This window comes from Photobacterium sp. 1_MG-2023, from assembly GCF_030547945.1.
In the GTDB taxonomy this organism is placed as follows: domain Bacteria; phylum Pseudomonadota; class Gammaproteobacteria; order Enterobacterales; family Vibrionaceae; genus Photobacterium.
This window is the reverse complement of the sequence record NZ_JAUORR010000003.1, coordinates 229,769-249,559: the sequence shown is the minus strand read 5'-3', so window position 1 is coordinate 249,559 and position 19,791 is coordinate 229,769. Positions and strand designations below refer to the sequence as shown.

21 protein-coding genes are annotated in these 19,791 nt (G+C 50.1%); all 21 read right to left on the bottom strand.

Translation table 11 applies throughout. The features are described 5' to 3' along the window. Nucleotides 1–207 precede the first annotated feature (207 nt). The 21 genes from Q4579_RS04685 to Q4579_RS04585 all read right to left on the bottom strand — a co-directional run bounded on the left by Q4579_RS04685 (nucleotide 208) and on the right by Q4579_RS04585 (nucleotide 19,482). A complete protein-coding gene (locus Q4579_RS04685) occupies nucleotides 208–681 on the bottom strand; it encodes a polymer-forming cytoskeletal protein (protein WP_303562018.1) in 474 nt (157 codons plus the stop codon). Nucleotides 682–695: 14 nt separating this feature from the next. Further along, nucleotides 696–1,646: a peptidoglycan DD-metalloendopeptidase family protein gene (locus tag Q4579_RS04680; RefSeq protein ID WP_303562016.1), complete on the bottom strand. Its 951-nt coding sequence runs from the start codon at nucleotides 1,644–1,646 to the stop codon at nucleotides 696–698. A 123-nt stretch (nucleotides 1,647–1,769) separates the two neighbouring features. After that, on the bottom strand, nucleotides 1,770–2,081 hold the full coding sequence (locus Q4579_RS04675; RefSeq protein WP_303562015.1) for a hypothetical protein: 312 nt from the start codon (nucleotides 2,079–2,081) through the stop codon (nucleotides 1,770–1,772). Nucleotides 2,082–2,138: 57 nt separating this feature from the next. After that, entirely contained in the window at nucleotides 2,139–3,104 is a 966-nt protein-coding gene (locus tag Q4579_RS04670; protein WP_303562013.1) for a flagellar motor protein MotB, read from the bottom strand. Then, nucleotides 3,104–3,961: a flagellar motor stator protein MotA gene (gene motA, locus Q4579_RS04665; protein WP_303562011.1), complete on the bottom strand. Its 858-nt coding sequence runs from the start codon at nucleotides 3,959–3,961 to the stop codon at nucleotides 3,104–3,106. Before motA ends, Q4579_RS04670 begins: the two co-directional genes overlap by 1 nt. A 15-nt stretch (nucleotides 3,962–3,976) precedes the next feature. Continuing rightward, the gene (locus tag Q4579_RS04660; protein WP_303562010.1) at nucleotides 3,977–4,705 is read right to left on the bottom strand and encodes a FliA/WhiG family RNA polymerase sigma factor; all 729 of its coding nucleotides are present in this window, start codon (nucleotides 4,703–4,705) and stop codon (nucleotides 3,977–3,979) included. 7 nt (nucleotides 4,706–4,712) lie between these two features. Continuing rightward, nucleotides 4,713–5,198: a flagellar basal body-associated protein FliL gene (fliL, locus tag Q4579_RS04655; RefSeq protein ID WP_303562008.1), complete on the bottom strand. Its 486-nt coding sequence runs from the start codon at nucleotides 5,196–5,198 to the stop codon at nucleotides 4,713–4,715. Between the two features lie 15 nt (nucleotides 5,199–5,213). Further along, nucleotides 5,214–6,317, bottom strand: a complete 1,104-nt coding sequence (locus tag Q4579_RS04650) for a flagellar hook-length control protein FliK (protein WP_303562006.1) — start codon at nucleotides 6,315–6,317, stop codon at nucleotides 5,214–5,216. Further along, nucleotides 6,317–6,622: a hypothetical protein gene (locus Q4579_RS04645; protein WP_303562004.1), complete on the bottom strand. Its 306-nt coding sequence runs from the start codon at nucleotides 6,620–6,622 to the stop codon at nucleotides 6,317–6,319. Before Q4579_RS04645 ends, Q4579_RS04650 begins: the two co-directional genes overlap by 1 nt. Continuing rightward, complete coding sequence (gene fliS, locus Q4579_RS04640; protein WP_303562002.1) at nucleotides 6,615–7,004, bottom strand: flagellar export chaperone FliS; 390 nt, start codon at nucleotides 7,002–7,004, stop codon at nucleotides 6,615–6,617. Before fliS ends, Q4579_RS04645 begins: the two co-directional genes overlap by 8 nt. Nucleotides 7,005–7,014: 10 nt before the next feature. Next, on the bottom strand, nucleotides 7,015–8,355 hold the full coding sequence (fliD, locus tag Q4579_RS04635; RefSeq protein WP_303561999.1) for a flagellar filament capping protein FliD: 1,341 nt from the start codon (nucleotides 8,353–8,355) through the stop codon (nucleotides 7,015–7,017). A 551-nt stretch (nucleotides 8,356–8,906) separates the two neighbouring features. Then, nucleotides 8,907–10,442, bottom strand: a complete 1,536-nt coding sequence (locus Q4579_RS04630; protein WP_303561998.1) for a M28 family metallopeptidase — start codon at nucleotides 10,440–10,442, stop codon at nucleotides 8,907–8,909. Nucleotides 10,443–10,899: 457 nt separating this feature from the next. Then, complete coding sequence (lafA, locus tag Q4579_RS04625) at nucleotides 10,900–11,781, bottom strand: lateral flagellin LafA (RefSeq protein WP_303561996.1); 882 nt, start codon at nucleotides 11,779–11,781, stop codon at nucleotides 10,900–10,902. 578 nt (nucleotides 11,782–12,359) lie between these two features. Beyond that, nucleotides 12,360–13,166, bottom strand: coding sequence for a hypothetical protein (locus tag Q4579_RS04620; RefSeq protein WP_303561995.1), 807 nt, complete (start codon nucleotides 13,164–13,166; stop codon nucleotides 12,360–12,362). Further along, complete coding sequence (gene flhA, locus Q4579_RS04615) at nucleotides 13,159–15,252, bottom strand: flagellar biosynthesis protein FlhA (protein WP_303561993.1); 2,094 nt, start codon at nucleotides 15,250–15,252, stop codon at nucleotides 13,159–13,161. The genes Q4579_RS04620 and flhA overlap by 8 nt, the downstream gene beginning before the upstream one ends. A 21-nt stretch (nucleotides 15,253–15,273) precedes the next feature. Next, a complete protein-coding gene (flhB, locus tag Q4579_RS04610) occupies nucleotides 15,274–16,404 on the bottom strand; it encodes a flagellar biosynthesis protein FlhB (RefSeq protein ID WP_303561991.1) in 1,131 nt (376 codons plus the stop codon). Next, a complete protein-coding gene (gene fliR, locus Q4579_RS04605) occupies nucleotides 16,401–17,180 on the bottom strand; it encodes a flagellar biosynthetic protein FliR (protein WP_303561990.1) in 780 nt (259 codons plus the stop codon). Before fliR ends, flhB begins: the two co-directional genes overlap by 4 nt. Then, entirely contained in the window at nucleotides 17,180–17,449 is a 270-nt protein-coding gene (gene fliQ, locus Q4579_RS04600) for a flagellar biosynthesis protein FliQ (RefSeq protein WP_211648229.1), read from the bottom strand. The genes fliR and fliQ overlap by 1 nt, the downstream gene beginning before the upstream one ends. Nucleotides 17,450–17,460: 11 nt before the next feature. After that, nucleotides 17,461–18,237, bottom strand: coding sequence for a flagellar type III secretion system pore protein FliP (gene fliP, locus Q4579_RS04595; RefSeq protein WP_303562188.1), 777 nt, complete (start codon nucleotides 18,235–18,237; stop codon nucleotides 17,461–17,463). A gap of 2 nt (nucleotides 18,238–18,239) precedes the next feature. Beyond that, nucleotides 18,240–18,647 (bottom strand): flagellar motor switch protein FliN, encoded by a 408-nt coding sequence (gene fliN, locus Q4579_RS04590; protein WP_211648231.1) that lies wholly within the window; start codon nucleotides 18,645–18,647, stop codon nucleotides 18,240–18,242. Nucleotides 18,648–18,666: 19 nt separating this feature from the next. After that, entirely contained in the window at nucleotides 18,667–19,482 is an 816-nt protein-coding gene (locus Q4579_RS04585) for a FliM/FliN family flagellar motor switch protein (protein WP_303561987.1), read from the bottom strand. Between the last annotated feature and the right edge of the window lie 309 nt (nucleotides 19,483–19,791).

Below are 19,791 nucleotides of genomic sequence, written 5' to 3'. Positions count from 1 at the left end.
CTGCTCCTTGTGAGGGTCTGATTTCCTTATGAATCTATTATCGTATCGGAATGTGGCCTTTTGACATGGCGTCTATTGCAAACCTGACTTTTGGGAAGCAGTTAACAATTTTCATGTAAGGCGTACAGGAAAGGGGGGGGGACCAAAGAAAACCGGAACCTGAGGTTCCGGTTGAGAATGTGAGGAGCAGAAGATCAGGCGCAGGATTTATTTCCGGGCATTTGCTTGTTTTTTTGCATCTGTCACCGGGGTTGTGGCTGACGCAGTGCCTGATTTATGACCTGCAGCGCTGACAGTACCGCTCGGTGTTGCTTTATCCGTATTAGCAGCTTCGGCGGCTTTCAAAGGCGTTGGTGCAGGCGCGGCAGACTTCTGGTTTTCTGTGGGTGCAGATTCGCCTTTCGCTGCAGCTTCTTTGTCAATGGTCACGACTTTTTCTTCATCTGCCGGGTGGGTTTGACCCAGGAAGCAGCCACCACGCTCAATACAGATGTCGTTGGTGTAAATGACACCTTTGGCTTTACCTTTCTCCAGAATTTCGATGCTGTCGGCATGACAGGCACCTTCGTGCAGACCGTTGATGACTACTTTGTTGGCATAGATCTCGCCAGAAACACGTCCGGTTGCACTGATGGACAACGTCATTTCAGTCCGGATACGACCTTCAACATAACCATCCACCTGGATGTTGCCGCTTAATTCGATATCCCCTTTGAAGGAACAGCCTTGTGCAATGATAGTTGCAGTTGAGTGCTTGCCTGTGCTTCCAGCACTTTTACTAAAGAGTCCCATTGGATGCTCCTCTCATGGTTAAACAGATAGTCAAAGTTATCGGGCCCCCATTTCATAAAGTATTGAGGATTTAACGCCCGACCCAGAAAACGAACCTCATAGTGGAGATGGGGGCCAGTTGAGGTACCACTGTTGCCGGACAGCGCAATTAAATCGCCCTTCCGGACGAAATCCCCGGTTTTGACCTTGAACTTTTGCAAATGCGCGTACAAAGTCATGAAGCCATAGCCGTGGTCAACTTTCAGCAAGTTGCCATAGCCTTTTTTACTTGGACGAACCAGTTCAATCACACCATCTGCCGGTGCATAAACGGGTGTGCCGGATCGGCTGCTCAGATCGATGCCTAAGTGGCGTCGCTTATTGCCATATACCGGGTGGTTCCTTGAGCCATAGCTGGAGGAAATCCGGCGATAATCTATCGGCGCACCATTGGGTATCACTTTGAGCATGGCGACACGTACGGCAGAGTTGAGTGCAGCAGTATCCAGCCGTGTATCCAGCGGCTGTTCACCTTCACTTTCAATGCCCAGTACGTTTTCCAGCTCATTCACCCGACCAGAAATTTGTTCCAGTTCGTAGCGCCGGTCTGCCAGATTCTGCTCGAGAGACTGTCGGTCGCTCTCCAGACTCTGGATTTCCTCCTTGAGCTCATTGGCGTGACGGCTAATCTGAGTCTTTTCCTGCTGTGACTGATCAACAGCACTCCACAGGTATTTGATGGAAAACGCCATCACGACCACAGAAACCATGAACACCAGAAACGTTGCCAGCAGGTTTCGTCTTAAATATTTTCCTAACTGAAAATGGTAAGAACCATTTATCGTTGATATCGAGATTGTGAGTTGATCTTTCATTTCGCTAAGCTCATTCGCTTTCTCTAATGCTTAGGCGACAAGCTGGTGGCAGGATTAACCTATATCAGGAAAGGGTGATGTAAATTTGTGCTCCCTGCCATGCATCATGCAATCTTTGCCCCTTTAAGCGATCAAAAAGAAAAAATACAGAAACAGAATAAAAGCCAGAAGAATGGCGGCCAGCGTCGGATAAATGATGTAGAAATCCCCGCTGCGTCTTGCCCGTTTAAAGCACAGGTAAGCCAACAGCCCGTTGTATCCAAACAACAGAAAACTGATGGTGGTCCCTGCATTTAACGTCATACTGTCCATGCGCAGCAGAAAATGACTGAGCAGGAAATAATCCAGAACAATCAGCCACAGGAATAACTTTTGCAGTCCATCTGGTCGGCGTTCGCGCGGAATCGCGGCAGAAGAAGATGCAGCTTTTTTCATCGGTAAACTTCGCTCATCGTGAACAGCCGGCAAAGAAAGTCTTTGCCGGCATCAGGCTTAAGAGTTTTTGACGAAATCCTGTCGAATCACAGGCTGGTTAAATTCCGCATGCTCACGGGCTTGCTGGACGGCTGGGCCATCCTCTGCTTTTGATGGTCCTTTGAACAGGGTTTCCACCATACGGGCGGCAGAGGTGGTCAGAACAAAGAGTTCAATCCGACGGTTCTCACTGGCATCCGGTTCATTCGGATTCAGTGGGGCCCGATCCGCCATGCCGGCAACCTGCAACACATGATTTTCAGGGGCTCCCCCGGCAATCAGGGTCTGGCGGGCAACATTGGCTCGTGACGCAGACAATTCCCAGTTGGATTTTTCACTGCGATTGCGGTTAAAGCGAACCGCATCCGTATGTCCGCTGATGATCAGCGGGTTTTGGATTTTGTGAAAAATCGGTGCCAGTTCAAGCAGCAAGTCCTCAAAGAAGGGCGTCAGTTCGCTGCTGCCACGATGAAACATGTTCTGCCGATAATCATCTTGCAGGACAATTCGCAGACCCTGTGGCGTGACATCCACATGCACATTGCCTTCGGCAGACGCCTGTTTTGCCAGCTCTTCAACCACTTTCGCTAACACTTTCAGCTGTTCCTGTGTGTCATACGTCCCCTGAACCAGTGATTCAGTGTACTGGCCGTCGCCGTTGCCATCATAGAAAGAGGTGACGGTCATGGCTGCGTCGTGTGAGCTTAAATCAGACGCCTCACCCCCGAAATCAATCGGGGACATGCTGCTGGAACTGTCAAACGGGTTGCCGACGCCTTGGTCAAACAGGCTTGCACTGTTCATGTAAGCCACAATCGCCTTACGCTCTGACTGATCGACAATGGCTAGAATCCAGAGCACCAGAAACAGAGCCATCAGGGCGATCATAAAGTCGGCAAAAGCCACTTTCCACGCACCCCCATGGCCGACATCATGCTCATTGCGCCGTGCGCGTTTAATGATGATCTGATCGTGCCGTTGCATTATACCTCCTGCTCAGACAGCCATTTTTCCATGTCATTAAAACTTGGTTTGATGTCCAGCTGAATATGTTTACGGCCTGCGTCAATCGCCAGCAAAGTTGGTTTTTTCGCGATGTAAGCAACCAAAGTTGCACGAACACACTCGAATGCTGTCATATCACGTTTTACACGCTGAGAAATTGCATTACTGGCCGGGTCCAGCACACAGTAACAACCAAAAATACCCAGGAAAGTACCCACCAGTGCGGCGGCAACTTTGTATCCAATTTCAGCGATTGAGCCATCAATGAACTGCATGGTGATGATGATGCCCATCACGGCAGCCAGAATCCCGAAACCGGGCAGGGCTTCTGCGGTGCGGTGCAGCGAACGGGAAGGCAGCAGCAGATCGTCTTCAATCGCCATAATTTCCTGCTCCAGCAGGGCTTCCAGTTCATGGGGAGACATCTGGCCCATGGCCATCAGGCGCAGGTTATCGGTAATAAAAGCAATCAGATGATGGTCTTCTTTGATTAGCGGATAACGCTCGAAGAGTTCACTGTTCTGCGGATCTTCGATATGGCTATCGAGTGATTTGAAACCACCGTTGCGGATCGTTTCCAGCAGCAGTTGCATCAGCCCCATTAGCTGCATGTAATATTCCTGCTCATTTTTTCGGGGCTTCATAATCTGGCGTAACTGAATCCGCATCTCACGAATCACGTGGGGTGGGTTACCGATGATGATTGAGCCCAGTGCTGCACCGGTAATAATGAGAATCTCAGCAGGCTGCCAGATGGCCATCAGCGTACCACCGGCCCAGAGATAACCGCCGAATACGCAGAGAAGAATGACGATTGCGCCGGTAAATTTTTGCATTTGAATTTGCTCCTGTCAGCAAAGATATTGGTTCAGTTGTTTCAGGGCCTGCTTGTGAAGCTGGCACACGCGTGGCGGTGTCAGGTTGAGCACCAGTGCAATTTCGTGCAGGTTCATATCATGTTGATAGAACAGCGTCAGTAAGAGTTGCTCCCGTGGCTTGAGCTTTGCCAGCGCGACGGTGAGCGTGCGACGAATATGTTCATGACGGACAGATTCACCGCCATCGTTGGTCATGGAGAAGTCGTTACCGCTCTCAAGCAGTTGATCCAGGCTCTGCATTTCGCTGGCCATTGAGGCATTCAGGCGTTGCAGATAGTCGGCCTGATCCGTGCCAAGCGCTTCGATGATTTCCGCTTCGCTGGGTTGTCGGCCGAGTTTTTTCATTAAATCCCGGGTGACGTCATTGAGCTCGTGCGCCTGCTGGCGTGTCTGACGTGAGCGCCAGTCAAGGCGGCGCAATTCATCGAGAATCGAGCCACGAATCCGGCAGACTGCGAAAGAAGGGAAGTTTGGATCTTCAACATTGCCATAACGACGACCGGCTTCCAGCAGACCCATCAGCCCGATTTGCTGCATATCTTCCAGACTGCAATGGGTACTGACATGGCTGCGGAGCTGGTTCACGACACGCTTCACAAGGATCAGGTGGTCACGAATGAGCTTATCTTCGTTGATGACCGGGCTGTTACGCCCGGTATCCTGCTCTTTCTCGTATTGTTCAGTCGGGTTGATATCAAGCATAGTCGCCTCACTGAATCACATATTTGGTCAGCAATACGTTGTCGATAGCGTGGGCGTAACGGGTTTTGTCAAAAGCTTCTAACAGCGTGCTTTTGACTTCATCCTGAAGCTCATCAATCGTGCGATCGTTTTGCAGCTGTTCGTAAGTTTTGTTGCTGAACAGCTTCAGCAGAGAATTGCGGACAACCGGCATGTAATTATCAATCCCTTCAATTGCTTCCGGACGACGGGTTTCCAGGGCCAGCTCCATCATGATGAAGTGCGTTTGACGTTCACCTTTCACAGAGAGCACCAGTTTCTCCAGCGGATGGAAAATAGGATCGATGTTTTGTGGCTGAGAAAAGGGAAGTCTTAAATTCCCACCGCCTTCGCCATGGTAACTTTTGACGTACCAAAGTGTGCCGCCAACGCTGGCCGCAGCCACCAGAATGCTGGTGATGAGCATGATGATAATGATCAAGACGAGGTTACGATGGGTTTTTTGCTGAGTCATGAAAATAGCTCCTCATCAGGCTCTGGTTGACAGCCAATGGCCTGAATCTGTTGTTGTTATCTGGTTGTCATCGGATGTTTGATTCGCAAAGATGACGGGTTGTGAGTCTTGATCTGCATGTTCCTGTTGCTGCCCCTGACGACCGTCGCCGACGTTGACATCCACATGAACAAAATTTTGATCCTGCAATTCAGCGCGAAGGCGCTCTGAGACCTGCACCAGTGCATCACGGACAGCCGTCTGGTTGGCATGAATCTGAACGCTGAGGCGATCACCATCCAAACGAACGGTAAGATCCAGTTTGCCCAGTTCAGGCGGATCCAGACGAATACGTGCTTCCTGCAGATTCTGGCTGGCCTGAAGTTGTACTCTGTCCTGAAGCACCTGCATCATTTGCTCGCCCCATTTGCTCTGCTGGCCCTGTGGCAGTTTGACACTGGCCCATTCAACTGGGTTTGCTGCTGAAGCTGCCTGTGCAGGGGCTGCCTGTGAATGCGATGCGCTTGCTGGGATATCAGCGGCCAGATTGTTCATCAGGGTCTGCAGAGCGGGCGAGCTGTTGGCAGCCCGGTTTTCCTGCATACCCGGGAAAGCACTGTCCTGCACTGAAGCTGACTGGCTGCGCTGAGCGATGGATGAAAGACGCTCATTCGCTGCAGCCGTTGTTGCTAGATTGTCAGAGGCCGATGCCTGAGTGCCCGTTTGGCTTTGCTGAGCACCAAGATTCCCCATGGCTGCAACAGATGATGCGCCTGCAGCCATACCACTGACGGACTGAGTCTGCGTGCTGGCTGCCTGAGCCGACACGGTCCCGAGCTGCCTTTCAGCCTGAGCAAGCAGATTCGCGATAATGTCGGCGGCGACGGCAGGAGTCAGAGATTCTGCAGTCGTGGCCTGTTCCGTACTTTCTCCGCTGAAAGAGGCCTCAGTTGTGGCTTCTTTTTCGGTGGCGTGTTTCGTCAGCGCCTGACCTTGCTCAGAGGCAGTGGTGTTTGATTGCAAGGTGTCTGTGAAGCTGGAAGCTTTGTCACCATTTGCCGGCTTCACTGCACCACTCTTCATGTCGCTTTGTTCACTGCTGCTTTGAGTGAGTTTGGAGTGCGAGACGATAGTATTCATTAAAGCTCCATGTTCATGGCCATCTGATAGGCCAGAAGTCCTTCTTTGCCTTCACTGACGGCATTCATATCTTGTTGTAATTTATCTCTTTGTGCTTTCACGGCACTGACCGCAGCAAGGTGGCTGCGTTTCAGGTGAGTGAGCGCCTGAATCTGCGCTTCACTCAGCGTGAGTTGCTGAAGATTCCGCAAGACCTTCTGCAAGGTTTGATCAAGCTGCTGCAGGCGTTCCCAGTCCTGACCCGCAACAGCGCGATCAATGTTTTGCATTAGGTTCTGCAATTGCGTCACCGTGATCTCAGCCATGCTGACCAAACCCTTCCCAACCTTCGCGGATGTTGATCATCACGTTTTCGACCGTTTCGAGATGCTCTGTTTTATTTTGCGAACTCGCTTTAAAGAGTTCGCCAATGCAAAACTCGTACAGGTCGTGCAGATTGGCAGCCAGCTCACCACCTGCTTCGATATCCAGTGCACTGTCGAGACCAATCAGAATGTTCATGCATTTACTGATGCTTTTTCCTTTGGCTTCGAGACGCTTGGCTTCAATGTGACCTTTGACCCGGACGAGTTCATCCAGCAGGCCATCAATCAACATCAGCACCAGCTGATGGGGGTTTGCAGAAGCAGCCTGAGCATCCAGATCAACGCTTTGATAAGAATCAAAGCCCGAGTTTTGCATTAGCATGGGGAACTCCTTAAATTGAGAACAGACCGTTTGTCTGGTTCATTTGGGTCATTAACTGATTCATTTGAGTGAACTGAGCCAGATAGCGGTCATAAGACATTTGGTATTTACGGTCCAGCGAAGCCAGTTTGTCGTCAACACGGCTAATGTTTTGCTGCAGGCTGTCTTTACGGCTTTTGAAGACACCGTCAGAGAAAGACAGATACGGTTTTACCGTCGCTTCCAGCGAGTCAAATAACTGATCTGCACCGTTAAACATCTCGTTTAGCGCGGCTGGATCGGCTGCCTGTGCTTCCTCAAACTTTTTGTTATCAATGGATAACTTACCGGTGCGGTCAATGCTGACACCAACAGAGTAAAGGCTCTTGTCGCCGTAGGTTTTGCGGAACAGGGTGCTGATTTGGTTTTCCAGCGAGCGGATGGTTCCGTCACCGGCAAGCACGCCACGTTTCTCATCTTCAGAACCGACTTTGGTGTACTTGTCGATTTCAGACATCAGGGCATTGTAAGATTCCACCAGCTTATTCAGCTGTTCTTTGGTGGCTTCTTTATCCGCACCGACCGAGATACCGATAGGCTGGTCACCACTTGTCTGAGCTTTAGTGACGGTCAGATCAACGCCATCAATCACACCTTCAAAGGTGTTGGAAGCGTTGGTCAACTTCATGCCAGTCCCTTCCGCACCCAGCCAGATCACCGCATCTTTTGGGGTGCTGATGTCAGTACCACTGGCAAAGGCCGTCTCAAAAGCGGCATCACCAGTCCCGGAGACGTTCACCGAAACGGTATTGGCAACGCCGGTTTCTTTACCAGCCAACATAAAATGCGTTTCACCGTTAGCGCGAACCAGTGTTGCATTCACGCCAGGGTTGTTTTCATCATTGTTGATGGCATTGGTCAGCTCCTGCAGTGTGGTGGTGCCATCACTGTCGGTGTCGATGGTGGCCAGATCCAGATTCAGCGTTTTGCCGTCCATGGTGATCATCATGGTACCGACAGCCGGAATCGCTGTATCTGCTGTGGTGCCAGCGCCCAGGTCAATCCCCATCTGATGCGAAGTGGCCACTTGCTCAACAAACACCTGATATTCGCCAGCCAACGCTTTGGCGTTTACATTGGCTGAAATATTGCCTTCCTGCGAAAAGGTTGCGCCATTTTTGACAACACTATCATTCAGGCCATTCATATCTTCGACTGCGGTACGGAATGTACGCAGTGCGGACTCAATCTTGCCGTAAGCAGAAATCTGGCCCTGAAACTTATCTGTTTGTGCCTGATAACGTTTCTGGAATGGCTGAACCTCATAGGTCGCCAGATTTTGCGCCATACTGATCGGATCAATGGAACTCATGGAAAACTCCTTTATTTATTGCTACTAAAGCAAGTAGCGTGCCATTGGTTTAAATTACTGAAATTATGGGAATTTATCTGTATTAACTCCGACTGGCGGAAACGGGGTTTCCGATCAGGTTTCCGCTTATTCTTCCGGTTATCGGCAAAGACTTCCTTGGGGGAAAGTCTCTGCACCGGTCGCGTTGATAGATATCCCTGGAGGTTGTTCGTCATCGCGATAGCAGTGATGCAACTTCCATAGTGTTAGGGCGGCATATTGGGAAAGGGCATTAATACCAATCGCAGTAAATAACTGGTCATCCTAGCTTGCTAAAATGTTCGATCACTACGTTAGATTTTTTGATTGCAGAATAACTACTTATCTAAAAAATCCGCCTTGTTCTCAAACATTTTTCCTGCGCTATTTCTGATCATTGACTTACTTTGATTGGTAAAAGGTATGCAGGCTGTATTGTCGGGGGGGGTGAAATAAAAAAACCGGAAACCCTGAGGTCTCCGGTTGGTCTTTCTGTTGTTCAAGCCATGGGGCTATTGTCTGGCATTCACCCGTTACTGTGTGGAAGCTTTTAGTGTTACACCATTGAATTGAGAATAGCCGTTGAGCAGGATGGAATAAGTTCCAGGTGTTGCCCCTGAGAAGGTACAGACTTCATTGTTCCCGTATCGGTAAGGCCGACAGTCCCAGTTTTGTTGGGTGGCCTCTGAGCCAAAAGATACATAAAGATCAACATCGCCGGTTCCGCCACTGGTGCTGATTTGCAGGGTTTTCTGCGCTGGCAGCTCGAAGCTGTAGCGTACTTCGCTGCCTGCTGCCCCGGATAATCCGCTGACAGGCACGCCATCTTTCAGCACATTTCCACCCGGAGGTGGTGGCGTTCCGCCGGTTGCATTGGCCATTTCAATGGCATAGGCCAGGCCAAGTTTGGTGAATTTTGTGGCATGAGCTCCGGTTGGATCGGAATTGGCCAGTGTGTCATGCGGGGTATGGATCATCGGATTGTAATCATTGAACTTCGCCTCAAAAGGCATGGCGGCAGAGAAACCGGCTTTATGCCAGGAAGCATGGTCAGAACAGGCATAACCGCAGCGATCGAAACCATACGTCAGGCTTGGCAGGTATTCATCGACAAGTCGTGTCAGGAAAGTCGTCAGGTTACTGTCGGTATAATCCGTAATAAAGACGATATCTTCCGCAGAACCCTGATAGTTCGTCATATCCAGTTGCAGTGCGGAAACCACATTTTTCCCTTCAGACTTGTATTGATTTGCCAGATCCTGCGAGCCGCGCAGGCCGACTTCCTCAGCTGCATACGCCATAAAGGCAATACTGCGTTTCGGCTGGAAGTTGTTTTCTGATAATACCCGGATAATTTCCGTGACGCTGGCAATCCCGGACGCATCATCATCTGCCCCGGGTGCAACACTATTTTCGCCGGTGTGAGAGCCAATGGTGGAATCCAGATGCCCGCCAAGGACAATCCATTCGTCGGGTTTTTCTGAGCCTGTGATCGTCAGTACGACAGATTTCTGATTGTAACCGTAATGAGAAACCTGCTGAACGCTGGCATTGGGCAGGGAGGCTGTGAGTGAGCGCCATTCGTTTGCGAGCCAGTCAGATGCCTGTGCACCAGAAGTGGTTGTATAAAAACGGTTGATGAAACTGGTCAGCGAGGTGATGGTGCCGGTAATGGCAGATGAACTAATCTGTGGCAGCCAGGCGTTCACGGTATCCTGTTGCGAAATATCCGGAATCGGAAAGGCGGCCAGCGATTGTGGCATGGTGCTGGCTGCGATCGCGCTTTCAGCCGAGTTGTGCACCATATAGCCGCCACAACGGTGATGATCTTCATGCATATGGTGAGATAATTCTGCCAGTTGCTTGTAATTGACCTGACCCACCCAGGCTTGCCCGGCGCTGGCAAGTGATTCCGGCAGCACGGAACGGGCATTGGATTGCATCACAGATTTCAGCGTATGCGTCGCATCAGAACCGATAGAGATCCACACTTTCTGCTCTTCATTGGCATAAGCCTGTGAACAGACTGCCGAGATGATCAGTGCCAATGCCGTTGTTGTGTTTTTCATTTGTTTCTCCCTGTTGTGTTTTTGTTAAATCAACAAAACTTAAGTCAGAACAGAGAAAAAGCGAATTTTTCCTTTGACATCAATGTGTAACGTAATGTTGTCATAAATCTATCAATAGTCAGCAGGGGCCGAAGAAATACCTCAATCATAATGATGAAATGCTTAATCAGTGCGAAAATTCAGATTGATATAAAGATAAGTTGCGACAGGTTAGTGTAAAAAATGGGATGAAGAAAATGATCCTGAGTTTCATTTTTGCGAGTGACTGCGAATTAATCGGGGGTATTTTTGAGTGACGAAGGGGTGAATCAAAGAGGATGCTTTCGTGATGACTGATTCATTTTCGTGAGCGATCACGGGGATCTGATATTGTCGTGTTGTTTGTCATCTGGAGAATGAAAAAAAGCCCCGTAAACGGGGCTTTCCAATGGAGTGTCTATCTGTACTAATCCGTGGATTAGCGCAGCAGTGACATTGCCATGCCAGACAGCTGGTTCGTTTGAGACAGTACGTTTGTACCGGCTTGCATCAGCATCTGGTTCTTCGTCATGTTTGAAGTTTCTACAGCGAAGTCGGTATCAGTGATACGGCCTTTCGCAGCAGTGGTGTTCTCAACCATGTTACCCAGGTTAGTGATGGTGTGTTCCAGACGGTTGATGTTCGCACCCAGTGCTGCACGAGCGCCACCAATCGTGTCCAGAGAAGCTGTGATTGCATCCATTGCTGCACGAGCATTGGTTTGGTTCGCTGCAACAGTTGCACCAGTGTCACCGAAAGTTGCCAGAGAAGCGATAGTACCGCCAGCTTCCAGAGCAGTCACTGCTGCGCCAACTTTACCGTCGATAGAAGTTGCGAAGTCCAGCTGCTCAGCAGAAGAACCACCGATTTGCAGAACGATACCGCCGCCCTTCACACCAGCTGCGTCAAACACAGTTTCGCCAGCGTATTTGGTGTTCGCCATCACGCTGCCCAACTCGCTGGTCAGCTCAGTGAATTCTGCGTACAGTGCTTCCTGGTCGTTTACAGAGTTCGTACCGTTCGCAGCCTGAGTTGCCAGGTCGTTCATGCGGTACAGGATGTTTGCAGTTTCGTCCAGTGCACCTTCAACAGTTTGCATCATGGAGATGCCGTCTTGTGAGTTGCGCATTGCAACTGACATGCCACGCGTTTGTGCTTCCAGGCGGCTAGAGATTTGCAGACCTGCTGCATCGTCAGCAGCAGAGTTGATGCGGTAGCCAGTCGCCAGACGCTCCATGGCTGTGTTCAGCATGTTACCTGTACCGTTCAGGGTGTTTTGGGTAACCAGAGATGCGTAGTTGGTGTGCATTGATAGAGCCATGAAAGTTCTCCTTTGTTTTACATCTTTTATATCGTTAAAACTGCCACACAAGCTTGTATGTTGTTCCGTGTGGCTGTCATTCCTACTCGCTAATATGAGGCGGAAGAGCTTTTCAAATCATTAATCGGTGATGCGAAAAAAAATGCCTTTTTGCGTAGGTTTTTTGAGGGGGAAATTAAAAGTGTCTTGTTTTTTCTTTTAAAAACATCAATTTAAGGTTTATATTGAATGCTAAAATAATTCCTAAAAAAATCGGGAATCTCCACTTTATGGGAGAGTTCAGGCGATGGTTGGATCAAGCGTATGGAAAAATAAATAAAAAACCTTTCAATTATGTCGACTGGTCAGAGGTCTGTTTTTTTGATTTTTCATGTTTATTTCGTTTTTTATTTAAGCAATGAGGGAATGAAATAATGATGAGGCAAAAAAAGTGATGGGTGCTGCAATGGATGAAACTTTGTCTATGAATGGGTATATAAAGCAAGTCACCCAGAGAGATTGAATGTGAGGATAAATCAGGTTTCTCATCCCCCCTCCCGAACACATGTCTGGAAGAGGGAGGATAAAAAGTAGCACGCTTACTTGACGACTTTCAGCTTACGCGGGGCAGCAAAGGAGGTGGGGATGTCGCTGATGTAGCCAAAATAATAGCCTGCACCCAGGCGGCGAAATCGGATTAAATCGTGTTGCGTTGCGATGCGCCCCGCCACAAAATCCACTTCATGCTGTTTGAGAAAGCGAATTACAGGCAACAAGCCTTGCTTGAAGGTGGTGTCTTCGTTGACCTGAGCGATTTTGATCGCCATGGGCGGATAAACTTCGAGCAAAGGCAGATAAGGCGTTGGCAGCCGGATATCTAACCAGAACATCGGACAGACATCACTGAGCCAGCTGAGTAATTGTTTCAGCTTCGGCTGATCTAAATCGGGCTGGAACAGTTGAATACAGGGAACAATTTCCCGCATCGCCTTGCCGTGGTGTTCATAAAGTGCCGATAAAAACGTATGCCCCGGCTCCCAGTTCAGCAGGGTTTCGGCCTGCAAAGGAACCACCAAAGGGTTAATCAGACTGGCGTGAATGGTTTCCTGCTGGAATTGAATATGCCGGATGGCCAGCAGTAAACCAAACAGATCCAGTGCATAGCGCATTTCATCTGATAAATTGAAGCGGTAAACACTTTGCTCACTGTTGCTGCCGAATCGTAACGTCAGGTGTTGAAAGGAAACGGCATTGGTTTCCGTATGCCGGATGGGCTGACAGGCATGTCGAATGTCATTGTACCGCATAGCTTCAAGGAGGATGAAGTCATCCGGAGTCTGGGCTGCCTGAATCAGCAGCCCTTTTGCATGCTCGCCCAGGGCGGCATCGGTAAACAGCTTAGCCAAGGTTTCCTACCACGTTAATTTGCTTATGCTCTGGAATCTCATTATATGACAAGACCGCCAGACCCTGCGCAAATGTACGTGCATAACGTGACAGCAGTGGACGAAGTTGCGGCATCACCAGCAGAACGGGTGGCATGTTCTGTTGCTTCAGCTGCTGTTTCACCAGCGGCAGGTTTTGCTGGAACTGCTGCAGGATGTTCGGCTCCACCGGGAAACTGTCGAGCATCACCTGACCATTCGACTGTGCTTGCTGGAGTGATTGCAGCAGAATCTGCTCCAGATCATCGGCCAGCGTATAGACATTCAAATCCTTGCGATCGCCATTGATCAGATTCACCAGCGTCCGGCGCAGGCTGCAACGCACATCGGCTGCCAGCAGAATCGGGTCTTTGGTGTTCTCCGTGCTGTCGAGCATCGTATTGGCGATGGTGCGGATATCTTTCAGCGGCACCTGATCCTGCAGCAACTGACGGAATACTTTCAGTTGTTGCGCCGGTGCCATCACGTTCCCCAGCGCTTCTGCCAGTTTCGGTGCCTGTGCTGACAGACGCTGCATCATGTTTTCCACGTCATCGTGTGTGAACAGCTCGGCCAGATTGTTTTTCATGATCTTGCTCAGGTGCGTTGCAATCACGGTTGCATCATCAATCACCTGATAACCCATGTTCAGGGCTTTCGCTTTATCCCGGGGTTCGATCCATACGGCAGGCAGCTGATAGGCCGGGTCTGTCCCCAGAATGCCATCAATATCCCCGTAAGTTTCGCCGACCGCAATGGCCATCAGGCGATCCGGTTCAATTTCACCCTGTTCGACGATCTCGCCATGGACGGCAATGGTGTATTGGTTCGGACGAAGGCTCAGGTTGTCCTGAATACTGACTTCAGGCAACAAGTAGCCCACCTGCTCAGACAATGTTTTGCGGATCCCGCGGATGCGCTGAGAGAGTGGGGCGCCTTGATCTTTATTGACCAGATGGACCAGACGGAAACCCAGCTGCAGCGACAGGCTGTGAATGTGCGGAATGTCTTCCCAGGCAAGTGTCTGCTCACTTTCACGGCGCATGGCATGACCCAGTTGTTCAACCTGATCCAACTGATGATCCTGCGTGGGAGACTTCGACTGTCGCCAGCCCGCGTAAGCAAGCACCCCGGCAAAGGCATAGAATGCCAGATGTGGCATACCCGGAACACTGCCGACAATCGCCATAATGGCGGCGGCGGTAAACAGGGTCGACGGTGTCGCCAGCAGCTGATTGCGCATCGATTCAGCCATGTCGTCATCGCTGTCGTTAATACGCGTGACAATAATGGCCGCCGAGGTCGCCAGCAATAGAGATGGGATTTGCGCAACCAGACCATCACCAATGGTCAGCAGTGCGAAGGTTTTGAACGCTTCGGCACCTGTCATGCCATATTCGAAGACGCCAATGCTGATACCGCCGATAATGTTGATAAACAGAATCAGCAGACCGGCGATCGCATCACCACGAACAAATTTGGACGCACCGTCCATCGAACCATAGAAATCGGCCTCATTGGCGACTTCTTTTCGGCGTTGCTTTGCGCGTTCCTGATCGATCAGACCTGCGTTCAGGTCGGCATCAATCGCCATTTGTTTGCCGGGCAGGGCATCCAGCGTGAATCGGGCTGCAACTTCGGAAATTCGTTCACCACCTTTGGTAATGACGACGAAGTTGATGATCATCAGAATCACGAAGACCACCATACCCACGACATAGTTACCGCCGATGACGACTTCACCGAAGGCCTGAATCACTTTACCTGCAGCGTCACCACCGTTATGGCCTTCAAGCAGAACCACCCGGGTTGAAGCCACGTTCAGCGTCAGTCGGAGCAACGTAGCAACCAGAAGAATGGTCGGGAAAATCGAGAAATCCAGCGGCCGTTTTGCGGTTGTACTGACCAGCAGCACCATGATCGCCAGGACGATGTTGAAGGTAAACATCGCATCGAGCAGCATGGGCGGCAAAGGCAACATCACCATAGCCAGTATCATGAGCAACGCAGCAGGAATACTGATCGTACTGCGCTTTAAATGGTTGAGTTGGGGTAGCCGGTTTAGCATGGGTTTGATCTCTCTCCTGCCTTAATACTGTAAATGGCGTGGGATAACAAAAGTCGGTAGAGCCTGAGGCTGGCCGCCTTTTCCAGAACGGAAGGCTTTCAGCTGCATCACATAAGTCAGAATATGTGCCACGGCAATGTACAGCTGGTTGGGCACGGCCTGTTCCAGCTGAGTCGTGTGATAAATCGCTCGGGTTAATGGGGGAGAGTTGAGCACTTCCACCTGATTCTCGCGGGCAATCCGCTGGATATGCTGCGCCATTTCATCGACACCTTTAGCGACAACAAAAGGGGCGTCGTACATGGTTGGATCATATTTAATCGCCACGGCATAGTGAGTCGGGTTGGTAATGACGACATCTGCCTGAGGCACCATTTTCTCCACTTTCCGTCGCGCGAACTGCTGCTGGATTTGCCGGATGCGTTGTTTGACTTCCGGGCGACCCTCGCTGTTTTTGAATTCTTCTTTAATTTCCTGCTTGGTCATTTTGAGCTGCTTCATGTGCTCCCAGCGCTGATAAGGCACATCCAGCAAGCCGAAAATCAGCAGCGCCACCCCCATCAGCAATACGCCGTGGAACAGAATACTCATGATCGCGACAATGCCCTGACGCAGCGGCTGGTTTTGCATGGCGAGCAATTCGGCAAGGTGTGCGTCCAGATAGAAATAAAGCAGCGAAAAAATGACTGTCACTTTGAGCGTCGATTTCAGCAGTTCGACCAGCGAGCGGGTTGAAAACATCCGCTTGATACCGGAAATCGGACTGATTTTAGATAGCTTCGGCAGAACGCCCGCCGGGTAAAACAGCCAGCCACCCAGTAACAGACTGCCACCCATGGCAGCCAGAAAAATCACGCCAAATAAAGGCAGCAACAGTTCAATGACAATGGCCAGGCTTTGGCCGACGTGCTCTATGCCTTGCCAGGGAGATTCCAGATCCGCACGCGTCAGTTGCATATTGAACCGGAAGATCCCGCTGATCGCATTCCAGATGGCATCTAACTGCACTGAAAAGAAATACACGACCACCAGAAAGATGACCGCACCGGTCAGATCTTTCGCCCGGGGAATCTGTCCCTGCTCACGCGCCTTCCGGATTTTCTGGGGCGTGGCCTTTTCTGTTTTGTCCTGCGTTGTACTCTGATCACTCATATGCCGGTTCCTGCGACGTAACTTGTCAGTGCTTGCAAAGTGGTATGGACAAACTGGGTATAACGACTCGGCACGCCACTGATCGCAATCAGCATGCTGAAGAGGCCGAGTAACATGGTCATGGGGAAACCCAGCGCATAAACGTTCAGGCTGGGGGCTGCGCGGTTCATCACACCGAAGCTAATGTTTGCCAGCAGCATCGAGATAATGGCTGGCATGGCCAGCGCCAGTGCTGAGGCAAACATCCAGCTCACCATCGACAGTACCTGATGAAGCGTGGCTTCACTGATTCCGGAGCCGACCGGCCAGATATAAAAACTCTGAACCAGAATATCGATCACCAGTAGGTGCCCCTCAAGGGCCAGAAACAGCAGGGTGCTGAACATCAGGAACATTCTGCCCAGTAACGCAACAGACATGCCGTTGACCGGGTCATTCATGATGGCCATGCTCAGGCCCATCTGCATCGAAACGATCTGGCCCAGCATGGTCATGGTGGTGAACAGCAAATGGAGTAGGAAGCCAAAAAATACGCCCCAGATGGCTTGCTCAAAAGCCAGCATGATGGCTTTGACCGACAATGGGTCCACCGCAGGCATGGCGGGCATCAGCGGTGCAATCAGAATACTGATTGAGAGCGCGAATAAAATACGAACCCAAACCGGAATAGCACCATCACCAAAAAATGGCATGGCAAGCAGCGCCGCACCTAAGCGGAAGAAGGGCCACCAGACTTGCCCCAGCCAGGCTGTGATTTGCGCGAAGGTCAGATCCATCAGCCAATCATTCCCGGAATGTTATGGAATAAATAGGTAAACAGATCAATCAGTTTCCTCAGCATCCAGTGCCCGGCAAAAATCACCATCAACAGGGTGACCAGCAAACGGGGCAGGAAACTGAGGGTCTGTTCATTGATCTGGGTTGCCGCCTGAAAGACAGCAATCAGTAAACCAACCAGCAAGCCCGGAATCACCAGCACCATGACAATGGTAATGATCATCCAGACGGCGTTGGAAAACAGTGTGACCGCGAGTTCCGGTGTCATCCTGAAACCTCCTAACCGAAACTGGCCGATAGTGTGCCGACCGTCATGGTCCAGCCATCTGCCAGAACAAACACAACCAGTTTGAACGGCAACGAAATAATCAGCGGCGACAGCATCATCATGCCCATTGCCATCAGCACACTGGCAACAACCAGATCGATGATCAGGAAAGGAATGAAGAGCATGAAGCCAATCTGGAAGGCTGTTTTCAGTTCACTGATCACAAAGGCCGGTAACACAACCGCAAAAGACATGTCTTCCGCTTTCTGATCCAGCGGTTCATTGGCAATGTGCAGCATTTGTTCCAGAGAACTCTGCTGTGTCTGCTTCAGCATGAAATCTTTGACAGGCTTTTCTGCAATGGAAAACGCTTCCATCAGCGTGATTTCGCCGCCGTCATAGGGTTTGAACGCATGCTCATAAATATCTGTCCACACCGGACGCATGATCAGCAGCGTTAATGACAACGCAATCCCGACCAGAACACGGTTCGGCGGGCTTTGTTGCAAACCCAGCGCCTGACGCAGAATCGCCAGTACAATGATAATTCGGGTAAAGCTGGTGGCCATCAGCAACAAAGCGGGAAGAAAGCTGAGCGCTGTCATCAACAGCAGTACCTGAAGCTTCACGCTGTATTCCTGATTGGCCGCACCGTCGGAGACGGTCATCAGCGTTAAACCAACGGTATCAGCAGCCCAGACGGTCTGAGAGGAAAATGTAAATAACAGAAAGCCGGCCAAGCATAGCCCGCCGGCGCGGGCTAGAACACGACAAAAATTGCGGAGCATCATCAGGATTCCACGGAGTTCAGCGGTGAGTCCACAATATCGATTAAACGCAGGCCGTATTTATCATTCACCACGACCACTTCGGCATGACCCATCAGAGAACCGTTCACTTTCACATCTAATGGTTCGCCATTCAGTTTGTCCAGCTCAATCACACTGCCTTCACCGGCTTTCATCAGTTCGCCGAGCGAGACTTCTGTACTGGAAACTTCCAGCGTGACCGTGACCGGAATTTTCTTGAAGAAGTTAATGTCGCGTGAAGGCACTTCATCGTAAGGAATGAAAGGAGAAGCGTCAGATTCCTGCTGAAGCTCTGCATCGCTGTCCAGTTGGTCCAGATCCAGATCATCAAAGTTCAGATCGTCCTCGCTGAATGCGTTTACGTCAGTCATCTCATTCACATCAGTCATTGTTGGGTCCTGTAATTGTTTATTTGTCATTTAGAATCAGAACGAGCTGGCCATCTTTGTCGGCCACGCATCCGTTAAATAGGTGTTCCTGTCCGATGCGAACAGGCACATTGGTCAGCAGATCAATGTTCAGTACATCATCCGGACGGAGTTTGAGCACATCGTCCAGCGGCATTTTTTTCTGGCACAGTGTCGCGTTCAGGATGACAGGTGTGTCTGCCAGAACCTTGCGAAAACCATCGTCGAGTGACTCGTTGGTCTGAACCGCCATCTCGTCCATCAGCGACTGCAGCATGGTTTCATTCAGATACACGGTGAATTCCGCAGTTTTCTTGCGGTAGCCGACCATGAAGGTGGCCATCAGTCCGACACCGACGCTCAGGGTTTCATCTGTCATTTGCCAGTTGTCATTGTCGTCAATCAATGCGCACAGCCGTTTCAGCAGGCGATGCTGCAAACGAAGGTCACTGGCGGTTAGCTTCGAAGCAGCATTTGCCAGGTCACTGCGGTCAATATCCGCGTTGTAAAACTTATCCGACAAAGACAACAGCATTGAGACATCAAGCTGTGCCTGAATCAGTCCGCCAGAGGGATGGCGAATCACAGAGGTGTGTTCCGTGTGCTCGGTCGGCTGTCTGCTTGCCAACTGAATGTCAGACAACCGGAACGACAGGTTCTTATCCTTCACCCAGCGTTGCAGATCCTGGGTGATTGACGAATCTGCCTGCGAGAAAGCTTTTTGTAACGATTCCCGGATGACATGGATTGGACGTCCTAAATGTTCAACGTTCAGCTTTGGGAATTGTTGAGCACTATTTAACTCAATTTTTTTCATATGGCATATCCGTCAGAACTCATATGCAACGAATTAAACGTTGCGGCTTTAATTACTGCTAAAAGTATTCATCAGTATTAGTTTTACCTAAGTCTAGCCTGAGCTATTTCTTGTGTTTTAGTTATTGATTTTAAATTTGTGATGTTAGTCCACATGTTGATTATCGAGTCATTTATAGGGTTTTCTTATATATGAATTGATGAGACTTTTATGTCCGCTATAAATGGCGCATTGTTTTAATCAGTGATATTAATCCCAACTTGCTGTTTTTGAAGCCATATCAAAGATTTTTAAGTGTCGGAAAATTTT

What these genes read in the sequence shown, in the direction of transcription:
- fliQ (WP_211648229.1), bottom strand. Translation starts at nt 17,449, where the DNA reads ATGACACCGGAACTCGCGGTCACACTGTTTTCCAACGCCGTCTGGATG.
- flhB (WP_303561991.1), bottom strand. Translation starts at nt 16,404, where the DNA reads ATGAGTGATCAGAGTACAACGCAGGACAAAACAGAAAAGGCCACGCCC.
- fliS (WP_303562002.1), bottom strand. Translation starts at nt 7,004, where the DNA reads ATGCTAATGCAAAACTCGGGCTTTGATTCTTATCAAAGCGTTGATCTG.
- fliP (WP_303562188.1), bottom strand. Translation starts at nt 18,237, where the DNA reads ATGCTCCGCAATTTTTGTCGTGTTCTAGCCCGCGCCGGCGGGCTATGC.
- Q4579_RS04670 (WP_303562013.1), bottom strand. Translation starts at nt 3,104, where the DNA reads ATGCAACGGCACGATCAGATCATCATTAAACGCGCACGGCGCAATGAG.
- fliR (WP_303561990.1), bottom strand. Translation starts at nt 17,180, where the DNA reads ATGGATCTGACCTTCGCGCAAATCACAGCCTGGCTGGGGCAAGTCTGG.
- Q4579_RS04645 (WP_303562004.1), bottom strand. Translation starts at nt 6,622, where the DNA reads ATGGCTGAGATCACGGTGACGCAATTGCAGAACCTAATGCAAAACATT.
- Q4579_RS04630 (WP_303561998.1), bottom strand. Translation starts at nt 10,442, where the DNA reads ATGAAAAACACAACAACGGCATTGGCACTGATCATCTCGGCAGTCTGT.
- Q4579_RS04680 (WP_303562016.1), bottom strand. Translation starts at nt 1,646, where the DNA reads ATGAAAGATCAACTCACAATCTCGATATCAACGATAAATGGTTCTTAC.
- Q4579_RS04675 (WP_303562015.1), bottom strand. Translation starts at nt 2,081, where the DNA reads ATGAAAAAAGCTGCATCTTCTTCTGCCGCGATTCCGCGCGAACGCCGA.
- fliL (WP_303562008.1), bottom strand. Translation starts at nt 5,198, where the DNA reads ATGACTCAGCAAAAAACCCATCGTAACCTCGTCTTGATCATTATCATC.
- Q4579_RS04585 (WP_303561987.1), bottom strand. Translation starts at nt 19,482, where the DNA reads ATGAAAAAAATTGAGTTAAATAGTGCTCAACAATTCCCAAAGCTGAAC.
- flhA (WP_303561993.1), bottom strand. Translation starts at nt 15,252, where the DNA reads ATGCTAAACCGGCTACCCCAACTCAACCATTTAAAGCGCAGTACGATC.
- fliD (WP_303561999.1), bottom strand. Translation starts at nt 8,355, where the DNA reads ATGAGTTCCATTGATCCGATCAGTATGGCGCAAAATCTGGCGACCTAT.
- Q4579_RS04650 (WP_303562006.1), bottom strand. Translation starts at nt 6,317, where the DNA reads ATGAATACTATCGTCTCGCACTCCAAACTCACTCAAAGCAGCAGTGAA.
- Q4579_RS04660 (WP_303562010.1), bottom strand. Translation starts at nt 4,705, where the DNA reads ATGCTTGATATCAACCCGACTGAACAATACGAGAAAGAGCAGGATACC.
- fliN (WP_211648231.1), bottom strand. Translation starts at nt 18,647, where the DNA reads ATGACTGATGTGAATGAGATGACTGACGTAAACGCATTCAGCGAGGAC.
- motA (WP_303562011.1), bottom strand. Translation starts at nt 3,961, where the DNA reads ATGCAAAAATTTACCGGCGCAATCGTCATTCTTCTCTGCGTATTCGGC.
- lafA (WP_303561996.1), bottom strand. Translation starts at nt 11,781, where the DNA reads ATGGCTCTATCAATGCACACCAACTACGCATCTCTGGTTACCCAAAAC.